At 68.5% G+C, this 13,506-nt stretch carries 13 protein-coding genes; 4 read left to right on the forward strand and 9 right to left on the reverse strand.

Annotation, left to right across the window (positions count from 1 at the left end; all coding sequences use genetic code 11):
• Positions 1 to 24: 24 nt before the first annotated feature.
• Positions 25 to 678, reverse strand: a complete 654-nt coding sequence (locus NBT81_RS03775) for a class I SAM-dependent methyltransferase (protein WP_338741168.1) — start codon at positions 676 to 678, stop codon at positions 25 to 27.
• A gap of 40 nt (positions 679 to 718) precedes the next feature.
• On the opposite strand from NBT81_RS03775, the gene NBT81_RS03780 reads away from it, so the two are divergent.
• The 3 genes from NBT81_RS03780 to NBT81_RS03790 are packed head-to-tail and all read left to right on the forward strand — an operon-like array spanning position 719 to position 3,246.
• Positions 719 to 1,738 (forward strand): ABC transporter ATP-binding protein, encoded by a 1,020-nt coding sequence (locus NBT81_RS03780; RefSeq protein ID WP_338741169.1) that lies wholly within the window; start codon positions 719 to 721, stop codon positions 1,736 to 1,738.
• Positions 1,735 to 2,547 (forward strand): ABC transporter permease, encoded by an 813-nt coding sequence (locus NBT81_RS03785; RefSeq protein ID WP_338741171.1) that lies wholly within the window; start codon positions 1,735 to 1,737, stop codon positions 2,545 to 2,547. The genes NBT81_RS03780 and NBT81_RS03785 overlap by 4 nt, the downstream gene beginning before the upstream one ends.
• Positions 2,548 to 2,595: 48 nt before the next feature.
• Positions 2,596 to 3,246: a hypothetical protein gene (locus NBT81_RS03790; protein WP_338741173.1), complete on the forward strand. Its 651-nt coding sequence runs from the start codon at positions 2,596 to 2,598 to the stop codon at positions 3,244 to 3,246.
• A 48-nt stretch (positions 3,247 to 3,294) separates the two neighbouring features.
• On the opposite strand, the gene NBT81_RS03795 is transcribed toward NBT81_RS03790, so the two are convergent.
• The 4 genes from NBT81_RS03795 to NBT81_RS17290 all read right to left on the reverse strand — a co-directional run bounded on the left by NBT81_RS03795 (position 3,295) and on the right by NBT81_RS17290 (position 4,730).
• Positions 3,295 to 3,471: a hypothetical protein gene (locus tag NBT81_RS03795; RefSeq protein ID WP_338741174.1), complete on the reverse strand. Its 177-nt coding sequence runs from the start codon at positions 3,469 to 3,471 to the stop codon at positions 3,295 to 3,297.
• 164 nt (positions 3,472 to 3,635) lie between these two features.
• On the reverse strand, positions 3,636 to 4,190 hold the full coding sequence (locus NBT81_RS03800) for a hypothetical protein (RefSeq protein WP_338741175.1): 555 nt from the start codon (positions 4,188 to 4,190) through the stop codon (positions 3,636 to 3,638).
• 80 nt (positions 4,191 to 4,270) lie between these two features.
• A complete protein-coding gene (locus tag NBT81_RS03805; protein WP_338741176.1) occupies positions 4,271 to 4,435 on the reverse strand; it encodes a hypothetical protein in 165 nt (54 codons plus the stop codon).
• 94 nt (positions 4,436 to 4,529) lie between these two features.
• Positions 4,530 to 4,730, reverse strand: coding sequence for a ribbon-helix-helix protein, CopG family (locus tag NBT81_RS17290; RefSeq protein ID WP_425498726.1), 201 nt, complete (start codon positions 4,728 to 4,730; stop codon positions 4,530 to 4,532).
• A gap of 126 nt (positions 4,731 to 4,856) precedes the next feature.
• Between NBT81_RS17290 and NBT81_RS03810 the strand changes: the two genes are divergently transcribed.
• Positions 4,857 to 5,204: a hypothetical protein gene (locus NBT81_RS03810; protein ID WP_338741178.1), complete on the forward strand. Its 348-nt coding sequence runs from the start codon at positions 4,857 to 4,859 to the stop codon at positions 5,202 to 5,204.
• A 446-nt stretch (positions 5,205 to 5,650) separates the two neighbouring features.
• Here NBT81_RS03810 and NBT81_RS03815 read toward each other — a convergent pair whose 3' ends face one another.
• The 4 genes from NBT81_RS03815 to NBT81_RS03830 form a co-directional block, all read right to left on the reverse strand.
• The gene (locus tag NBT81_RS03815; RefSeq protein ID WP_338741179.1) at positions 5,651 to 8,656 is read right to left on the reverse strand and encodes a hypothetical protein; all 3,006 of its coding nucleotides are present in this window, start codon (positions 8,654 to 8,656) and stop codon (positions 5,651 to 5,653) included.
• A gap of 3 nt (positions 8,657 to 8,659) precedes the next feature.
• Positions 8,660 to 9,712, reverse strand: a complete 1,053-nt coding sequence (locus NBT81_RS03820; RefSeq protein ID WP_338741180.1) for an ATP-binding protein — start codon at positions 9,710 to 9,712, stop codon at positions 8,660 to 8,662.
• An 837-nt stretch (positions 9,713 to 10,549) separates the two neighbouring features.
• Entirely contained in the window at positions 10,550 to 12,772 is a 2,223-nt protein-coding gene (locus NBT81_RS03825) for a type II/IV secretion system ATPase subunit (protein WP_338741181.1), read from the reverse strand.
• A 74-nt stretch (positions 12,773 to 12,846) separates the two neighbouring features.
• The gene (locus tag NBT81_RS03830; RefSeq protein ID WP_338741182.1) at positions 12,847 to 13,488 is read right to left on the reverse strand and encodes a helix-turn-helix domain-containing protein; all 642 of its coding nucleotides are present in this window, start codon (positions 13,486 to 13,488) and stop codon (positions 12,847 to 12,849) included.
• Positions 13,489 to 13,506 lie beyond the last annotated feature (18 nt).

The following is a 13,506-nucleotide window of genomic DNA, read 5'->3' on the forward strand; positions in this document are numbered from 1 at the left end:
TCGCCCGCCGTTCCGTGTCGTGACTCACACGTCCGCCGGCGCGTGTCGCGCCACGACGGCGTAGAACGGGTCGTCCCCCGGTCGCTCGCGAACGACGGTCTCGACGTCGAGGCCCGCGTTCCGGCAGTATCCCGCGACCAGGTCGGCCCGGCCGTCCATCGGCGCGTCGCGCCACGCCCGGACCGCTTTCGTCGGGAACATCCGGTCGGTGAAACTCACGACGAGAACGCCGTCGGGGGCGAGGACGCGGGCGAACGCGGCGAAGACGTCGCCGGGGTACTGGAGATACTGCACCGACAGCGCACAGCACACGGCGTCGAACGACCCGTCGTCGAACGGGAGCGAGGGATCGGCGTTGAAATCGCGGACGAACCACTCGTCGAGGGCGTCGTTCTCGGCGAGTTCGGCCTCGTTGAGTCCGTGCCCGACCACCCGGTCGTAGTCGGTGTCCGGGAGATGCGACACCCAGCTACCCATCGCGTCGAAGACCCGGTCGCCGGGTGCGGTCACCGAGTCGTACAGGGCCGTGAGCCGAGTGAGGAAGGCGTCGTCGGCGTGCGTGACGAACCGCGGCGCGTCGTAGAACGCCCCGTCGTCGCTCGGGTCGAGTTTGGCCCGGTCGCGGTCGGAGAGCACGACCGGCGGTTGTGACTCGACCGTGAAGAGCGCTCGGACCACCCCACCTCGCGCATTTATTCGTCCACGACGTAGGGGGGCCGTGCCCACGGGACATCGAGGCCGCGACGCCGACGAGGACGAGTGGGCGACCGGGACCGCGCCGCCCGCCGTCGCCGTCGATGGCCTCCGCAAGCGGTTCGGGAGCGGGTCCGACGCGGTGACGGCCGTCGACGGCGTCACCCTCGACGTCGAGCGGGGATCGGTCGTCGGCCTCCTCGGCCCGAACGGGGCCGGGAAGACGACGCTCATCAAGTCGATCCTCGGCATGGTGTTGCCCGACGAGGGCGACGTGCGGATCATGGGGATAGACGTTCGGGACGCGCCCCGCGAGGCGTACGCACACGTCGACGCGATGCTCGAAGGCGCACGAAACGACTACTGGCGACTGACGGTCCGGGAGAACCTACGCTACTTCGCGACCGTCGGCGGCGTCGACCCGGATTCGGTCGCGACACGTCACGAACGCCTCCTCGACCGGCTGAACCTGGCCGACAAGGCCGACGAATCGGTCCGGAACCTCTCACGCGGAATGAAACAGAAGGTGTCGCTGGCGAGCGTCCTCGCGGGCGGCGCGGACGTGGTCTTCCTCGACGAACCGACGCTCGGCCTCGACGTGGCGAGCGCCCGCACGCTCCGGACGGAGTTACGCCGACTGGCCGTCGAGACGGGGCTGACGGTGATCCTCAGCAGCCACGACATGGGCGTCGTCGAAACCGTCTGTGACCGGGTCGTCGTCGTCGCCGACGGCCGGGTCGTCGCCGACGACACCGTCGCCGCGTTGCTCCGGGACGAGGGCCACACGCTCCGGCTGACGAGTCCGGCGTTCGACGCCGACCTGCTCGCGGGGCTCCGCGACCGGGTCGACGTGACGGGCGTCGAACGGCTGCCCCACGGCACGCGGGTCGGCGTGGCCACGGACACCGAGGGGCTGTACGCGCTCATGGCGTACCTCCGCCGCCACGACGTGACGCTGGCCGACATCGAGAGCGTCGACCCCGGACTCGACGACGTGTTGCTCGACCTCACGGACGGCGTGGAGTCAGGGGGGCCGGAGGCGTGACGGCCGAAGACCCGTCGACGGACCCGCCGGCACGGCGGGCGGGCTACCTCGCCCTCGCGCGGGCCGTCCTCTACCGGGAACTGCTCGTGTTCGTCCGGTATCCCGCAAACGCCGTCGGCGTCGTCGTCGTCGCGCTCTTCTTCTTCGGCGTCCTGTTCTACGGGGGGCGGATGGTGGCCGGGCGCGCACTCACCGACTCCATCGAGGGGATCGTCGTGGGCTACTTCCTCTGGACGCTCTCGGTCGGGGCCTACTCGTCGATGTCGAACGACATCGGGAGCGAAGTACAGTGGGGGACACTGGAGCGACACGTCATGACGCCGTTCGGATTCGCGCCCGTCGCGCTGTTGAAGGGGGTGGCGAAACTCGTCCGAACCTTCCTCACCTCCGCCGTCATCCTGGGCGTGATGCTCGTCGTGACGGGGACGAGCCTCAGCCTCCACGTCCCGACCGTGACCGTCGTCGCCGCGCTCAGCGTCGCCTCGGTGCTCGGCTGTGGCCTCGCGGCGGGCGGCATCACCGTCCTGTACAAGCGGATCGGGAACTGGTTGAACCTGCTCCAGTTCGGGTTCATCGTCCTCATCTCCGCGCCGGCGTTCGACCTCGGGTGGACGCGAGCGTTGCCGCTCGCTCACGGGAGCGCACTCCTCCAGCGGGCGATGGTCGACGGCGTCCGACTCTGGGAGTTCCCGGTGGCCGACCTCGCGGTCCTCGTCGGCGTCGCCGTCGTCTATCTCGGCCTCGGTTACCTCGTCTTCCAGCGTGCGACGCGGCGGGCACGCCGTCTCGGGGTCCTCGGCGACTACTGACGACCACCGTGAGCGAAACGTATACCCCCCGGGACCCCGCCCGTCGACATGGAACGGACCGGGCGGTTTCGGGTGTACCGCGGCGTCGAATCGGTGCCCCACATCAACGTCCAGGCCGTCGACGACCCGACGCTGTACTCCGTCTACCGGTCCGGCTACGCCGACGGCCAGTCGACCGTCGACGCCCTCGAAACCGGGGACCTGATCGAGGCGACGATCGCCGGCGACCCGGCGGACGAGGCCGACCCGTGGCGGCTGACCGCCGTCGAGCGAGTGGGCGGGGTCCGGACCGCCTTCGCCGTCGGCGTCGACCCGCCCGAGGTGGCCCGGGACTGCTGGACGCCCGGTTCCCGGACGCCGTCGTACACCGTCCTGACCGAGGACGGCGACCCGGTCGGCGTCTGTGGCGTCCAACCCCGCGACCCACTGCCGAACGGCGGTGCCTTCGTCCCCAGCGTTCTGACCGGTCTCCTCCCCCTCGAAGCCGAGTTCGAGTCCGTCCCGACGGTCGGCGACCCGGCCGTCGAGGCCGTGTTTCTCGACCCCGACCCCCCGGACGCGTCGTCACACGCGTGGCCGTACGGCGTCGTCTTCCTGTTCACCCGGCCGTCGACGGGCGTCGCGGAGGGGATCAGGGACGCCTACGACTGTCCGCTGGACGCCGATACGCGGCCATCGTTCGATCCGTACGGACTCTGACCGCTCACCAAAGAATGGCAGACCTGGCGGCTACGACCCGGGGTGGGGCTACGCCTCGTCGCCGCCGTCGGTCAGGAGGCTGACCTCCGTCTCGCGTTCCTCCTCGAACTCGTCGGGCACCCAGTCGTCGTCCTCGGCGTCGACGTCCGCCGTCGGTTCGTCCTCGACCCGTTCGTCGGTCCACGACTCGCGTTCGTAGTGGTGGCACATGGTCACGTCACCCACGAACGACTGAGGACTGGACGCGTAAAACTGTTAACACAAACGCGACGGGCGGCGGGTCCAGCGAGATCGCCTGCACGGTCGTCTCGGGGACCACGGGGAGTGGTCGGGTCACCCCCGTCCGACTCGCGCCTCGCCCCCGCCGACGGTCGTGGACGCGCCCGGGGTCACGCCGACCCGCCGTCCCCGGAGGGACGGGTGGCCAGCCACTCGAACTGCCTGATGTGGTCGAGGAGTTCCGGGACGCCGACCGGCGCGTATCCGATCACCTCCACCGACACGTTGACCGACCGCCGGTCCGGATCGAGGTACGGGAACCGGTCGGGCCAGTTGTTGTGGTGGTGGCCGTGGACCGTCCACCCCTTCCACTTTCGGGGGGCGTCGGCCGGGTCGTGGACGCAGTAGAACGGGACGTCGCGGTGCGTGAAGCGGAACTGCTCGTGAATGCGGACCGAATCGAGCGTCGGCATCACCGTCTCGTCGTGGTCCCCGAGGACGAAGTCGATCGTTCCGTTGAGGCGGTCGAGACGGTCGGCGAACGTCGCGAAATCGTCCGTCACCGTGAGATCGCCCAGAAACACCACGTCGTCGTCGGGGGCGACGGCGTCGTTCCAGTTGGCGACGAGTGCCTCGTTCATCCCCTCGACCGAGTCGTACGGCCGGTCGCAGTAGTCGATGATGTTCCGGTGGTCGAAGTGCGTGTCCCCGACGAGAAAACGCATTGCGTTCTTGTGACACCCCTGTCCCGGGTCCGCCTCTCACCCCTGTAAACGTTCCCCAGCGGGCGGGACTCCCGTCGGTGCTACTCGCCCGACTCCGCGGGCCCCGACGCCGACGCCGATCCGGTCTCGCTCCGTGCGCGTTCGACCGTCGCCGCCTCGTCGGTCCGCAGGTCGGAAACGAAGCCGAAAAGATCGTCGACGTCGGCGACGCCCTCCTTGACCAGATAGCGGACCGAACGTGTCATCGAACTCTTCACATACCACAGTCAATTTTATTACTATTATAGCGGATTACTCGCTTAAAATTGCGTGCACTAGGTGCACAATGTTTGAAGCTGGTTAGAGAGTACCCTTTCGTTTCCGAATAATGATTTCTCGCACTCGTTCAACGTGGTTCGCCTCAGATTGAACGAATGCTATGAGGATGGCTTCGACGATCTCGGAGCGGCTAACTCCGAGATCGCCACACTCAGCGACCAGTTCATCCACTTCTCGCACGATTTCCTCGTCAACAGCGACCCCGAACTTCTCTTTCGCCATAGCTACAACAAGCTAAGAACAGCGTGCACTAAGTGCACGGTGCTTTCAGTCCGTTAGAGTTAGTTCAGTAAACCAGGAAACGCTTCCATGACACGCTCTAGAAAGGCTATTCCGGACACGGCCACGATGACGAAGGAGCCGACAGCAATGAGCGACGGATCGATCGAACGGATTCGAAATCGTCTCCAGTTCGGCAACAAGCCAAATCGAACTGTCATGACGGGTCTCGACGATCCCCCAGTCCTGCCGGCCGGTGTCGAGGTACGGGCGGCCGAGGCGATCGATAGACGCGAGATCGAATCGCTCTGTGAGTCCCGGACTGGGTTCAGCATCTCCCAGGTGCTGGACGCCGTTTTTCACGACGAGAAGTTGGCCTACGGGTTCGCCGCGACAGAAGTCGAGAGGGTGATCGGTTTCGGCGTCGTGATCTGTCTGCCCAGCGACGACGCCGACGACCGATTCAGCGTCCGCTGACCGAGTATCCACTGGGTGAGGAGGCCGCTATCTTCTAATGAACGCGAGACCCCACTCGCCCGGGAAGTCGGCGTCGGCTCGGCCGTCGGGACGGCGTGGCTCCGGCCGCACACCGTCGATTCGTCAGCCCTCTTCGAGGAGATGGGGTTCGAGCGGATGGACACCGTCGAGGACTTCTACCGCTCGCTCGACGGCGAACGCGACTGCCCCGATTGCGGGGCCCCTGCGAGTGCTCCGCGGGGATCTACGTCCGGAGACCGCCGGACACCGCTGACTTACACACCGCAGTTCTCCGCGGAGGAGTCCCGTTCGAATCGAGGCAGCTCTACCGGCTCCGGCGAACAGCGAGCGATCAGGGCGGGCTTCGGAGACCACCCCCGGAAGAGTGACTGCGAACCAGCGGCGGTCCGCCGTTCGAAGCTCGGGCCACGTCGAAATCGGGTCTGTCAGTGCCGCTGGGTCCGGAGGACTTGGTCGCGGTATACGTCTAGCAGGCGGTCCGCGAACGCCCGGTCGTTCACTTCGACGTAGGCGTCGTCGCCGAAGATGTCCGACATCCCGTACCCCGTATCGACGCCGATCCCGATAACCCCGATCCCGTCCCGGCGGCTCCGCTCGATCTGCGATCGGGCGTCCGACTCCGGGTCCGACCCGTCCGTCAGACCGACGTTCGGCGCGCCGTCCGTGACGACCAGCAGTATCCGTTCGTTCGCGTTCGCGGCCCGCAGTAGCCGACGGCCCTCCCGGATCCCGTCCGCGAGCGGGGTCCTCCCGCCGGTTCCGACCGAGGAGAGGTGCGAGGGTTCGAACGGCTCGTTCGGGCCGGTCACGAGCGTGACCGAGCGGTCGCGCCCGTGGAACCCGGCCGCGACGAACTCGTCGCCGAGGAGGTCGGCCGCGCCCGCGAGCGACGCGAGTGCGACTTTCGCCTCGAACCCGTCCATGCTGCCGCTGAGGTCGATCGCCACGCCGAGACACCGCGACCCGGTCCCCGTGTGACGGCGGCGCGTGAACAGGCCGTCGTTCGGGAGGCGTCCGCCCGCCGACCGCGCGACCGCCGGCAGGTCGAGCCGGTGGCCGGTGTGTGCGCGCACCTCGCGCCGTTCCTCGGGCGGGAACTGCGCGAGCAGCTCCCGGATCGTCTCGTCGAGCCCCCGTTCGCTCATCGCGTCCAGGATCTCCTGGGGGTCGCCGTGCCGGCCGATCCGGTCGTCGCGGTCGGCCCTGAGTCCCTGCAGTTCGCTGCTCGTCCGCCGGTCCAGACTCGCGAGGTCGCCCAGCGCGTCGTCGATAACCGTCCCGTCGCCCTCCTCGTATTCGACGTCCACAATGCTCACCTCCCCCGGCGACGATGCCGACCGGCGCCCCGCGTCGACAAGGAGCTGTTCGGTGAACTCGGCCTCACCTGTCCCCGCTGGGGCCGTTTCCACGGGGGTGTCGGAGGCGACCGACGCGTCGTCCGCCCGTTCGTCCGGCTCGGCCGGCTCGGCGACCAGGTCCTCCTCGCCGGTTTCGGCCCCGTCGGTCGTCGTGTCCTCGAGCGCCGACTCCGTTCCCGCGTCCCGCTCACCGCTTCTCGGGTCCCCCTCATCATCACGCTCGCCGTCGCGGCTCCCGCCTTTCCCGTCGGAGCCGGCGCTCTCCCCCGGGTCCGTTTCGGTCTCTGTGTCTTCCCGGTCCGGAGTCGACTCGGGAGGGGCGTCCCGTGGTTGCGCACTCTCGGCCTGCCTCGACTCGGCGACTGCGTCCGTGTCGTCCCCGATCTGAGCCGAGAGACGCTCTTCGTCGAGGCGTTCGGGAAGGGAGCGCTCCCAGTGGTCACCCTGGGCACGTGCGAGTCCGCGTCGAGCGGCGTAGACGAGCCCGTTCCACCACCGGCGCAGTAGTTCGGCCGCTCGATACAGGGCGGATCCGATCAGCACGGGAATGCGGCGCAGTCCCTCCCGGAGCGCGTTCCCGAACCGACGGACCGCCCCCACGGCGGCGCCCCACAGCGCCACAACGCGAGCGACGAACGGCTCCCAGACGCCGGCGGCGAGCGCCGGCAGTCGAACGAGCAGCCAGACCAGGAACACCGGGAACAGAGCGCCTACCAAGGCCACCAGGAAGAGCATATACGGGACGCGTGCGATGCCATCGGATGGCACCCGGTCCGCGAACGGTTCGAGGAACGGGTCGACGTGCTCCTCACCGACGACGTACTCGGCGAGTACGTACGGGAGCATGAACAGCATGTAGTACCCAAACAGTAGCGAATCCAGGTCGACCTCCCGATCGCCGGGGAGACGGGCGTTTACGGCGCTCGCGACCTTGCCGGCGGACGAGGCGACGGCGCTCCGAGCCCGCTGGACGCCCCCGCTGAGGCCCCCTCGAATCCGGGCGGTCATGTCCGTGATACCGTCCCACGCCCCGGAGGCGCGGTCGACTATCGGCTCCCAGTAGCCGAAGCGGCTCGTGACGGACCGACACGCTCCCCAGACGAGGAAGACCGGGAGCAAGAGCGGATAGAGGACGAAGAGCAGGTTGAACGGCCCCTGGGGGAGCGGCCTGTAGAACGCTTCCAGCGTGTCCTCGTACCCGAGATGCGACGCCGCGAAGATGACCGGGAAGAGCGGGACCGTCCCGATCCACTCGAAGACGTCGCTCGCCGTGGTCGGCTCGTCGGACTCCTCCGATCCGCTTCCCCGCGGTTCGGTGTCCGTCTCCGGAGCCAGCGTCGAGGTGTGTTGGAACGGGAGGTCCAAATCCTCCCGGAGGTGGCGCTCGGCGGTCCGGGGATGGTACAGCCGGTCGACCACCGTCTCCAGTATCCGGTCGGCGACCTCGTCGCGGAGCTCGGCGGAGGCCCCGGGGTCGCGAACCCGGTCGAGTTCCGTCCCGACGTACGAGAGCGTCCCGCGGACGTCCTCCGAGGTCGACTCCAGTCCCGCGACTCGCCCGGTGTAGGCTAACTCGCGGACCCCCTCTACGAGCGCGGCGTCCTCACGGAGCCCGTCTACGCGGGGCTGCTCGTCGAACGTCGCCTCCATCCGCCGGGCGTACGGCCCCGCGAGCCCCCGGTACTCCGAGAGGCGGGCCGCGGTGACGTGGGCGTGCTCGACCATACGGTGGACGAACGTCGCGACTGGCTCAGGGTGGGCGGCCCCCGCCGCGAACGACTCGGTCCGGTCCCAGCTGTCCACCCGCCGACAGTACGACAGGTGGTTGACCGTGTCGAGCAGCAGTTCGTACTCCCGGTCGCGCGAGAGGTCGGCGTCCAGGTACTCGCCGACGCTGGCCGGGAGTACGAACTCGTGGGACGGCCCGTCCGCCCACGAACGGCTCTCCTCGACCCTGAGTTCGTCGCCGAAGCCGATGTCGACCTCCTCGTCGCCGTACACCGACCCGAGGCTCTCCAGCACGCGCCGAAGTTGCGCCCGCCCGGCGTCGGAACCGCCCTCGTCGGTGGCCATCGGTCAGATGTCGTCCTCGTCGATCGCGCTCCCCGCGAGCACGTTCTCGACGAGGGTCGAGCGCTCGTCGCCCGAGACGCGGCCGGCGAGGTCGGACGCCACCCACTCCCGGGCGGCGTCCTCGCCGAGCGGGGCGCCTTGGACGTACGACTTGACCGTCGAGGCGACCGTGGAGACGGCGTCCGGTTCGTCGTAGAACGGTCGGAGCAAGGCGTCCCGGAACGCGGTCATCATCGGTTCCTCGATCCCCTCGTCGTCGTAGACGCGTGCGGTCTTCAGCCACTCGAGCACCAGCGCCGTCGGGACCCCCCGTTCGACCGACGACCCCGAGCGCGCCGCGGTGTCGCGCACTTCGTTGACCGTAGTGAGGACGACCCGCACTAGCGGGCCGGGCGCCTCGGTCCGGTTCGTGACCAGTTCGACCGCGGCCTCGAAGTCCGACTGCGCGAGGTAGCTCATCTCGAACTTGCTACCGTAGCGACGCTGCTCCGCGAGGTCGAGCTGTTCGACGAAGTAATCGGGCCCCTCGTTCGTTGTGACGACGACGACCAGGTTGTAGGGGTCGGCCTCGACGATCTCGTTGCCCCGTCCAGTGTGAACTCTGGCGCGACCGTCGAGGATCGGGAACAAGATGCCCTTCGCCTCCGGCCGGGCGCGGTTGACCTCGTCGAACAGAAGGACCGTTCGGCGCTGTTGGCTCGACCTGAGCGCCCTAGTCACCGGCCCGTCCTGCCAGTAGACGGTCCCGTCGAGCATCGTCGGACTGCCCAGCAGGTCGGTCTCGCGGATGTCGTACAGCCCCTGCACCGTGAACAGCGGCGCGTCCAGGTCCTCGGCGAGCCGGCGGACCGCAGTCGTCTTCCCGCACCCCGTCGGCCCGGTGAACCAGAACCGCGGCAGTTTCTCGGCCCCGCGGGCGTTCCGGACGACGGCCTTCACCCGCTCCAGTTGCCCCGTGTCGTGGAACGGCGGCACGTCCGCCGGCACCGCGTAGTCGAAGTCCTCGCGTCTCCTGTGTGGGATCAGCTCCTCTCCCTGACGTTCCTGTTGAGACATCTATAGATCCTGAGATTCGACGCTACGGTTGGCGTTATCTTCCGTTTACAAATACCCTGTGATGTACCCGGTGGAGCGACAGCGAGTCGAGGGTCGAAGCGCGACGACAGCGCGAACAAATCCATCGACTACCGGAGCCCGTGGCGCGGCGGCACGTGAGTGGAGTGAGAATCTGCTCGCGACGACCTGGGGCCGCCCGTCGGTGTGCTCGCCGAGGAGATCGTCGACGACGGCGACGCCGAGGAACGACGGCCGTCGAATACACCGAGCAGGCCCTCGACCACGATACTGTTCAGATGAGCGCGATCGGAGTGAGGATACCTCGAAAGCCCCTGGCGTCATCAGAACGCAACGCGTTCTGATTGGCTCACAAGGGCTCCGGTCTTGTGACCGTCTCGGCTCCCGGGACTCGTTACGCTCCTCACTGCGTTGCGGTGCTTGCGTCGTCCGGGTTCGCCGAGACGCCAGCCCCTTTCAGTCCCGCCCGCATCGGCTGGCCGGCCGCCGCCGGGCGGGACTGAAAGGGGCGACTCGCTGGAGGACGGCGGCCGGCGTAAGCACCACAGGCCGAAGGCCGAGGAGCGCAGCGAGGTTCGCGCACGGCTCTGCCGTGCGCGTGTCCGAGGCGGCTGTGCCGCCTCGCTACCCCCGAGTTCAGCGAGTCGGGGCTTTCGAGGTAGTCCCAGTTTCGCCTGCTTATTTGAACGCTACCCCTCGACCACCTGGCGGACTTAGAACTATCCGAATCTACGGGAGGGGTGTAACACGACCGACCGAGTCACGAGCGGAACCACCCCATCGATCCCGAAATCGGTGCCGAATGGGGCCGGGGGCGGGTCAGTCGCCTTCGCTCCCGGCCGTCTCGCTCCGTGCGCGTTCGACCGTCGCCGCCTCGTCGGTCCGCAGGTCGGAAACGAAGCCGAAGAGGTCGTCGACGTCGGCGATGCCCTCCTTGACCAGGTAGCGGACGTAGCGGTGTTTGCGGTGGAACTCCTCCTCGACGGCCTCGACCTCGCGGTCGCTCGCCTCGGCCAAGCGGTGGAAGAGGCGGACGCCGAGCGAGCGGCGGCCGTCGTCGAGGTGCGGGTGGGTGTAGTCGAGGTCGAACCGCCCGTCGGTGTCCCGGCGCGCGACGACGTTCCAGTGGAGCGTGCGGTCACCCTTCTCGACGACGCCCGAGGGGAGTCGGCCGCCGTCGAGGGCCTCGTACTCGCGTTCGCTCAGGAGTTCGACCGCCTCGGCGACGTAGCGGTCGTCGTCGACGTGGTGCGGGAAGACGACGAGGTCGATCTCCCGGAGGAGGTAGGGGGCAAGTCCCTGTTCGATCACGCGGTTGATCAGCGTCTCGACGTCCTCGGCGTGGGTGGTGCCGATGACGCCGTGACCCGTATTCAGGGTCTCGCCGAACGTCTCGAAGGAGGCGGGCGTGTTGATCTCCGCGATCACCTCCACGTCCGGATTCAGGTAGTTGGTCTCGGTCATGAGTCGGGCCATCGACACCCGCTTGTACTCGTTCTCGTGGTCCCGGGTGGTGAGCGAGACGCCCGTCTCGTGGGGGAGACGGACCTCTCGACTCCCCTCGTCGATGGAGACCGGCCGGTCGTCGTAGGGGACGAACGGCATGTGGGCGTTCATCAGCGTCGTCTTGCCGACGCCCGTCGGTCCAGAAAAGAGGACAACCCCCTGGTGTTCGTACAGCATCCAGAGCAGGGTCACGAGTTCCGTCGAGATGGCGTCGCGTTCGATCAGGTCGACGGGCGTCATGGGGTCGCCGGCCTGCTTGCGGATGGAGACGTGGGGACCCCCCTCCGAGATGACGGGCAGGGCGACCGCACACCGGATCGTCTCCGCGACGCCCCGGAGGTCGAGGTTCACCTTCGCGCTCGGGCGACTCGCGTTGAGTTCCGTCCCGTCGCTCGCGGCCAGTTGCGTGACGACGTTGACGAAGGCCGTCTCGTCGTCGAAGGCGAGGTTCGTCGGGATCCGTCCGACGGGGAGGTCGTCGGCACGGGGGATCACCTTCACCCGTTCGTCGACGCGGTTCGCCTCCACGTCCTCCAGATGCGGGTCGCGGATCGGTACGGTGAGGACGCCGTGGCCAACGTAATCGCGGAGGACGTAGTAGACCAGGTCGTCGAGGCGGTCGGTGGCGTAGCGGCTGTCGACCGGCGGGACCGCGAGGCCGTACTCGGCGAGTGCCGTCGTCACGCGGTACTTCGTCGCGGCGACCCACGCCCGCGTGTTGCGGGCGGTGAGTCGCCGGGAGAGGAACCCGCGGGCGCGCTCCCGGACGAACGCGTGGCGGTCCTCGACCACGTCCTCGACGTTCGCCTCCCAAATCCGCTCTTTGCACTCCTCGATGAGTCGCTCGTCGCCGGGCAACAGGTCGGGTTCGAGCACCGCGTACTTCGTCGAGAAGTGGTCGCTCCCGAGCAAGTGGTCGCGGTAGACGACCACGTCGACGTCGAACCCCGCGAAGTCGACGGTGTAGCGCCGGAGTCGCTCGCCGGCGACCCGGTCGACGAAGTCCGCGTCGGCGTCGAAGTCGGTCCGGGCGGGCGCGTAGTTCTCCGTGTGGACGACCACCCGGTCGTCGGCCCGCCCCACGTCGACCACCTCGATCCGGTCGTCGAGGGCGAGCGGCGTCGACGGGCCGAGTAACCGGAGTTCACACAGCGCGTGGTAGGTGAGGCGTCGCCACGCGGCGGGCGAGGCGTCGATCAGGCGGTCCAGCGCCCGGCGATACTTGGGTTCGAAGCCCGCCGCCGCGCGCTCGGCGGTCCCCTCCCGCGTCAGCGGCCGCCGGCGGTTGACGACCGTGAAGTGCTCGCGGATGCGTTCCATCGCGGCGCGGTCCTCGGGGCCGAGTCCGGGTTCGCGGACCGCGTACTCGAACCCCGCATCGCCCGGCACCTCGCGGACCGTCGCCACGACGCCCGGCGACACCTCGTACTGTGCGACCACGTCGGGGGCGTACCACGCCTCGGCGTCCCCGGGCGGGACGGGCGCTGGCACGACCCGATCCGAGCCGTCGGGTCCAGCAGTCGATCCGTCGGTCATCGGTCACCACACCCCGGTCTCGGAACCGACATATCGGTTGTCACCTCGCTATCAGTGATAATACTCGGGGTGGCTCACTCCGGGAGCAGTTCGTCCAGCAACGCCCCCTGTGCGGCCGTGAGGTGTTCGGTGAACGTCGACAGGCCGATGTCGAGTTCGTCGGCGACGGCGGTGGCGTTCGCGCGACGGGGATACTCGAAGTAGCCCATCTCGTGGGCGGTCCGGAGGACTTCCCGCTGGCGGTCGGTGAGGTGGCTCCAGTCGACGACCGACCGGTCGGCGTCGTCGCCGTCGCCCGTGTGGACCAGATACCGGAGTTCGACGGTGTCGGCGGCGTCGTTGAGCGCCGCGACGACGGTGCGCAGTCGCTCGACGCTCTTGGGGTGGAGCGTGAGACGGAGCGTCCCGTCGCGGAGGCGAACGTCGGCCAGCGGGGAGCCGAGCGACTCGACGACGTCGCAGGGACAGGTCGCCTCGGCGTCGCGGTCGAAGCGATAGACACGCTCCTCGCCGATATCGACGACGGCGTCGGCGTCGGCGTCGGCGAGGACGTCGATGTCGGCGTCGCTCGGGATCCGAAACTCCTCGGCGACGCCGTCCCCGGCCTCGGCCCAGGTGACGTCGGTCACGGACGCGCCGGTTCGCTCCGAGAGCGTCGCCAGCGGACAGTTCTCCGGGCCGTGAATCGCCAGTTCGGCGCGGACGCCTCCGGGCATCGCTCGTTCTGAGCGCCG

The sequence above is a fragment of the Haloplanus sp. CK5-1 genome (genome assembly GCF_037201915.1).
GTDB classification, from domain to species: domain Archaea; phylum Halobacteriota; class Halobacteria; order Halobacteriales; family Haloferacaceae; genus Haloplanus; species Haloplanus salilacus.

Coding starts and splice junctions, on each gene's coding strand:
- NBT81_RS03790 (WP_338741173.1), top strand. CDS start 2,596: ATGGAACGGACCGGGCGGTTTCGGGTGTACCGCGGCGTCGAATCGGTG.
- NBT81_RS03800 (WP_338741175.1), bottom strand. CDS start 4,190: ATGCGTTTTCTCGTCGGGGACACGCACTTCGACCACCGGAACATCATC.
- NBT81_RS03805 (WP_338741176.1), bottom strand. CDS start 4,435: ATGACACGTTCGGTCCGCTATCTGGTCAAGGAGGGCGTCGCCGACGTC.
- NBT81_RS17290 (WP_425498726.1), bottom strand. CDS start 4,730: ATGGCGAAAGAGAAGTTCGGGGTCGCTGTTGACGAGGAAATCGTGCGA.
- NBT81_RS03810 (WP_338741178.1), top strand. CDS start 4,857: ATGACGAAGGAGCCGACAGCAATGAGCGACGGATCGATCGAACGGATT.
- NBT81_RS03815 (WP_338741179.1), bottom strand. CDS start 8,656: ATGGCCACCGACGAGGGCGGTTCCGACGCCGGGCGGGCGCAACTTCGG.
- NBT81_RS03820 (WP_338741180.1), bottom strand. CDS start 9,712: ATGTCTCAACAGGAACGTCAGGGAGAGGAGCTGATCCCACACAGGAGA.
- NBT81_RS03825 (WP_338741181.1), bottom strand. CDS start 12,772: ATGACCGACGGATCGACTGCTGGACCCGACGGCTCGGATCGGGTCGTG.
- NBT81_RS03830 (WP_338741182.1), bottom strand. CDS start 13,488: ATGCCCGGAGGCGTCCGCGCCGAACTGGCGATTCACGGCCCGGAGAAC.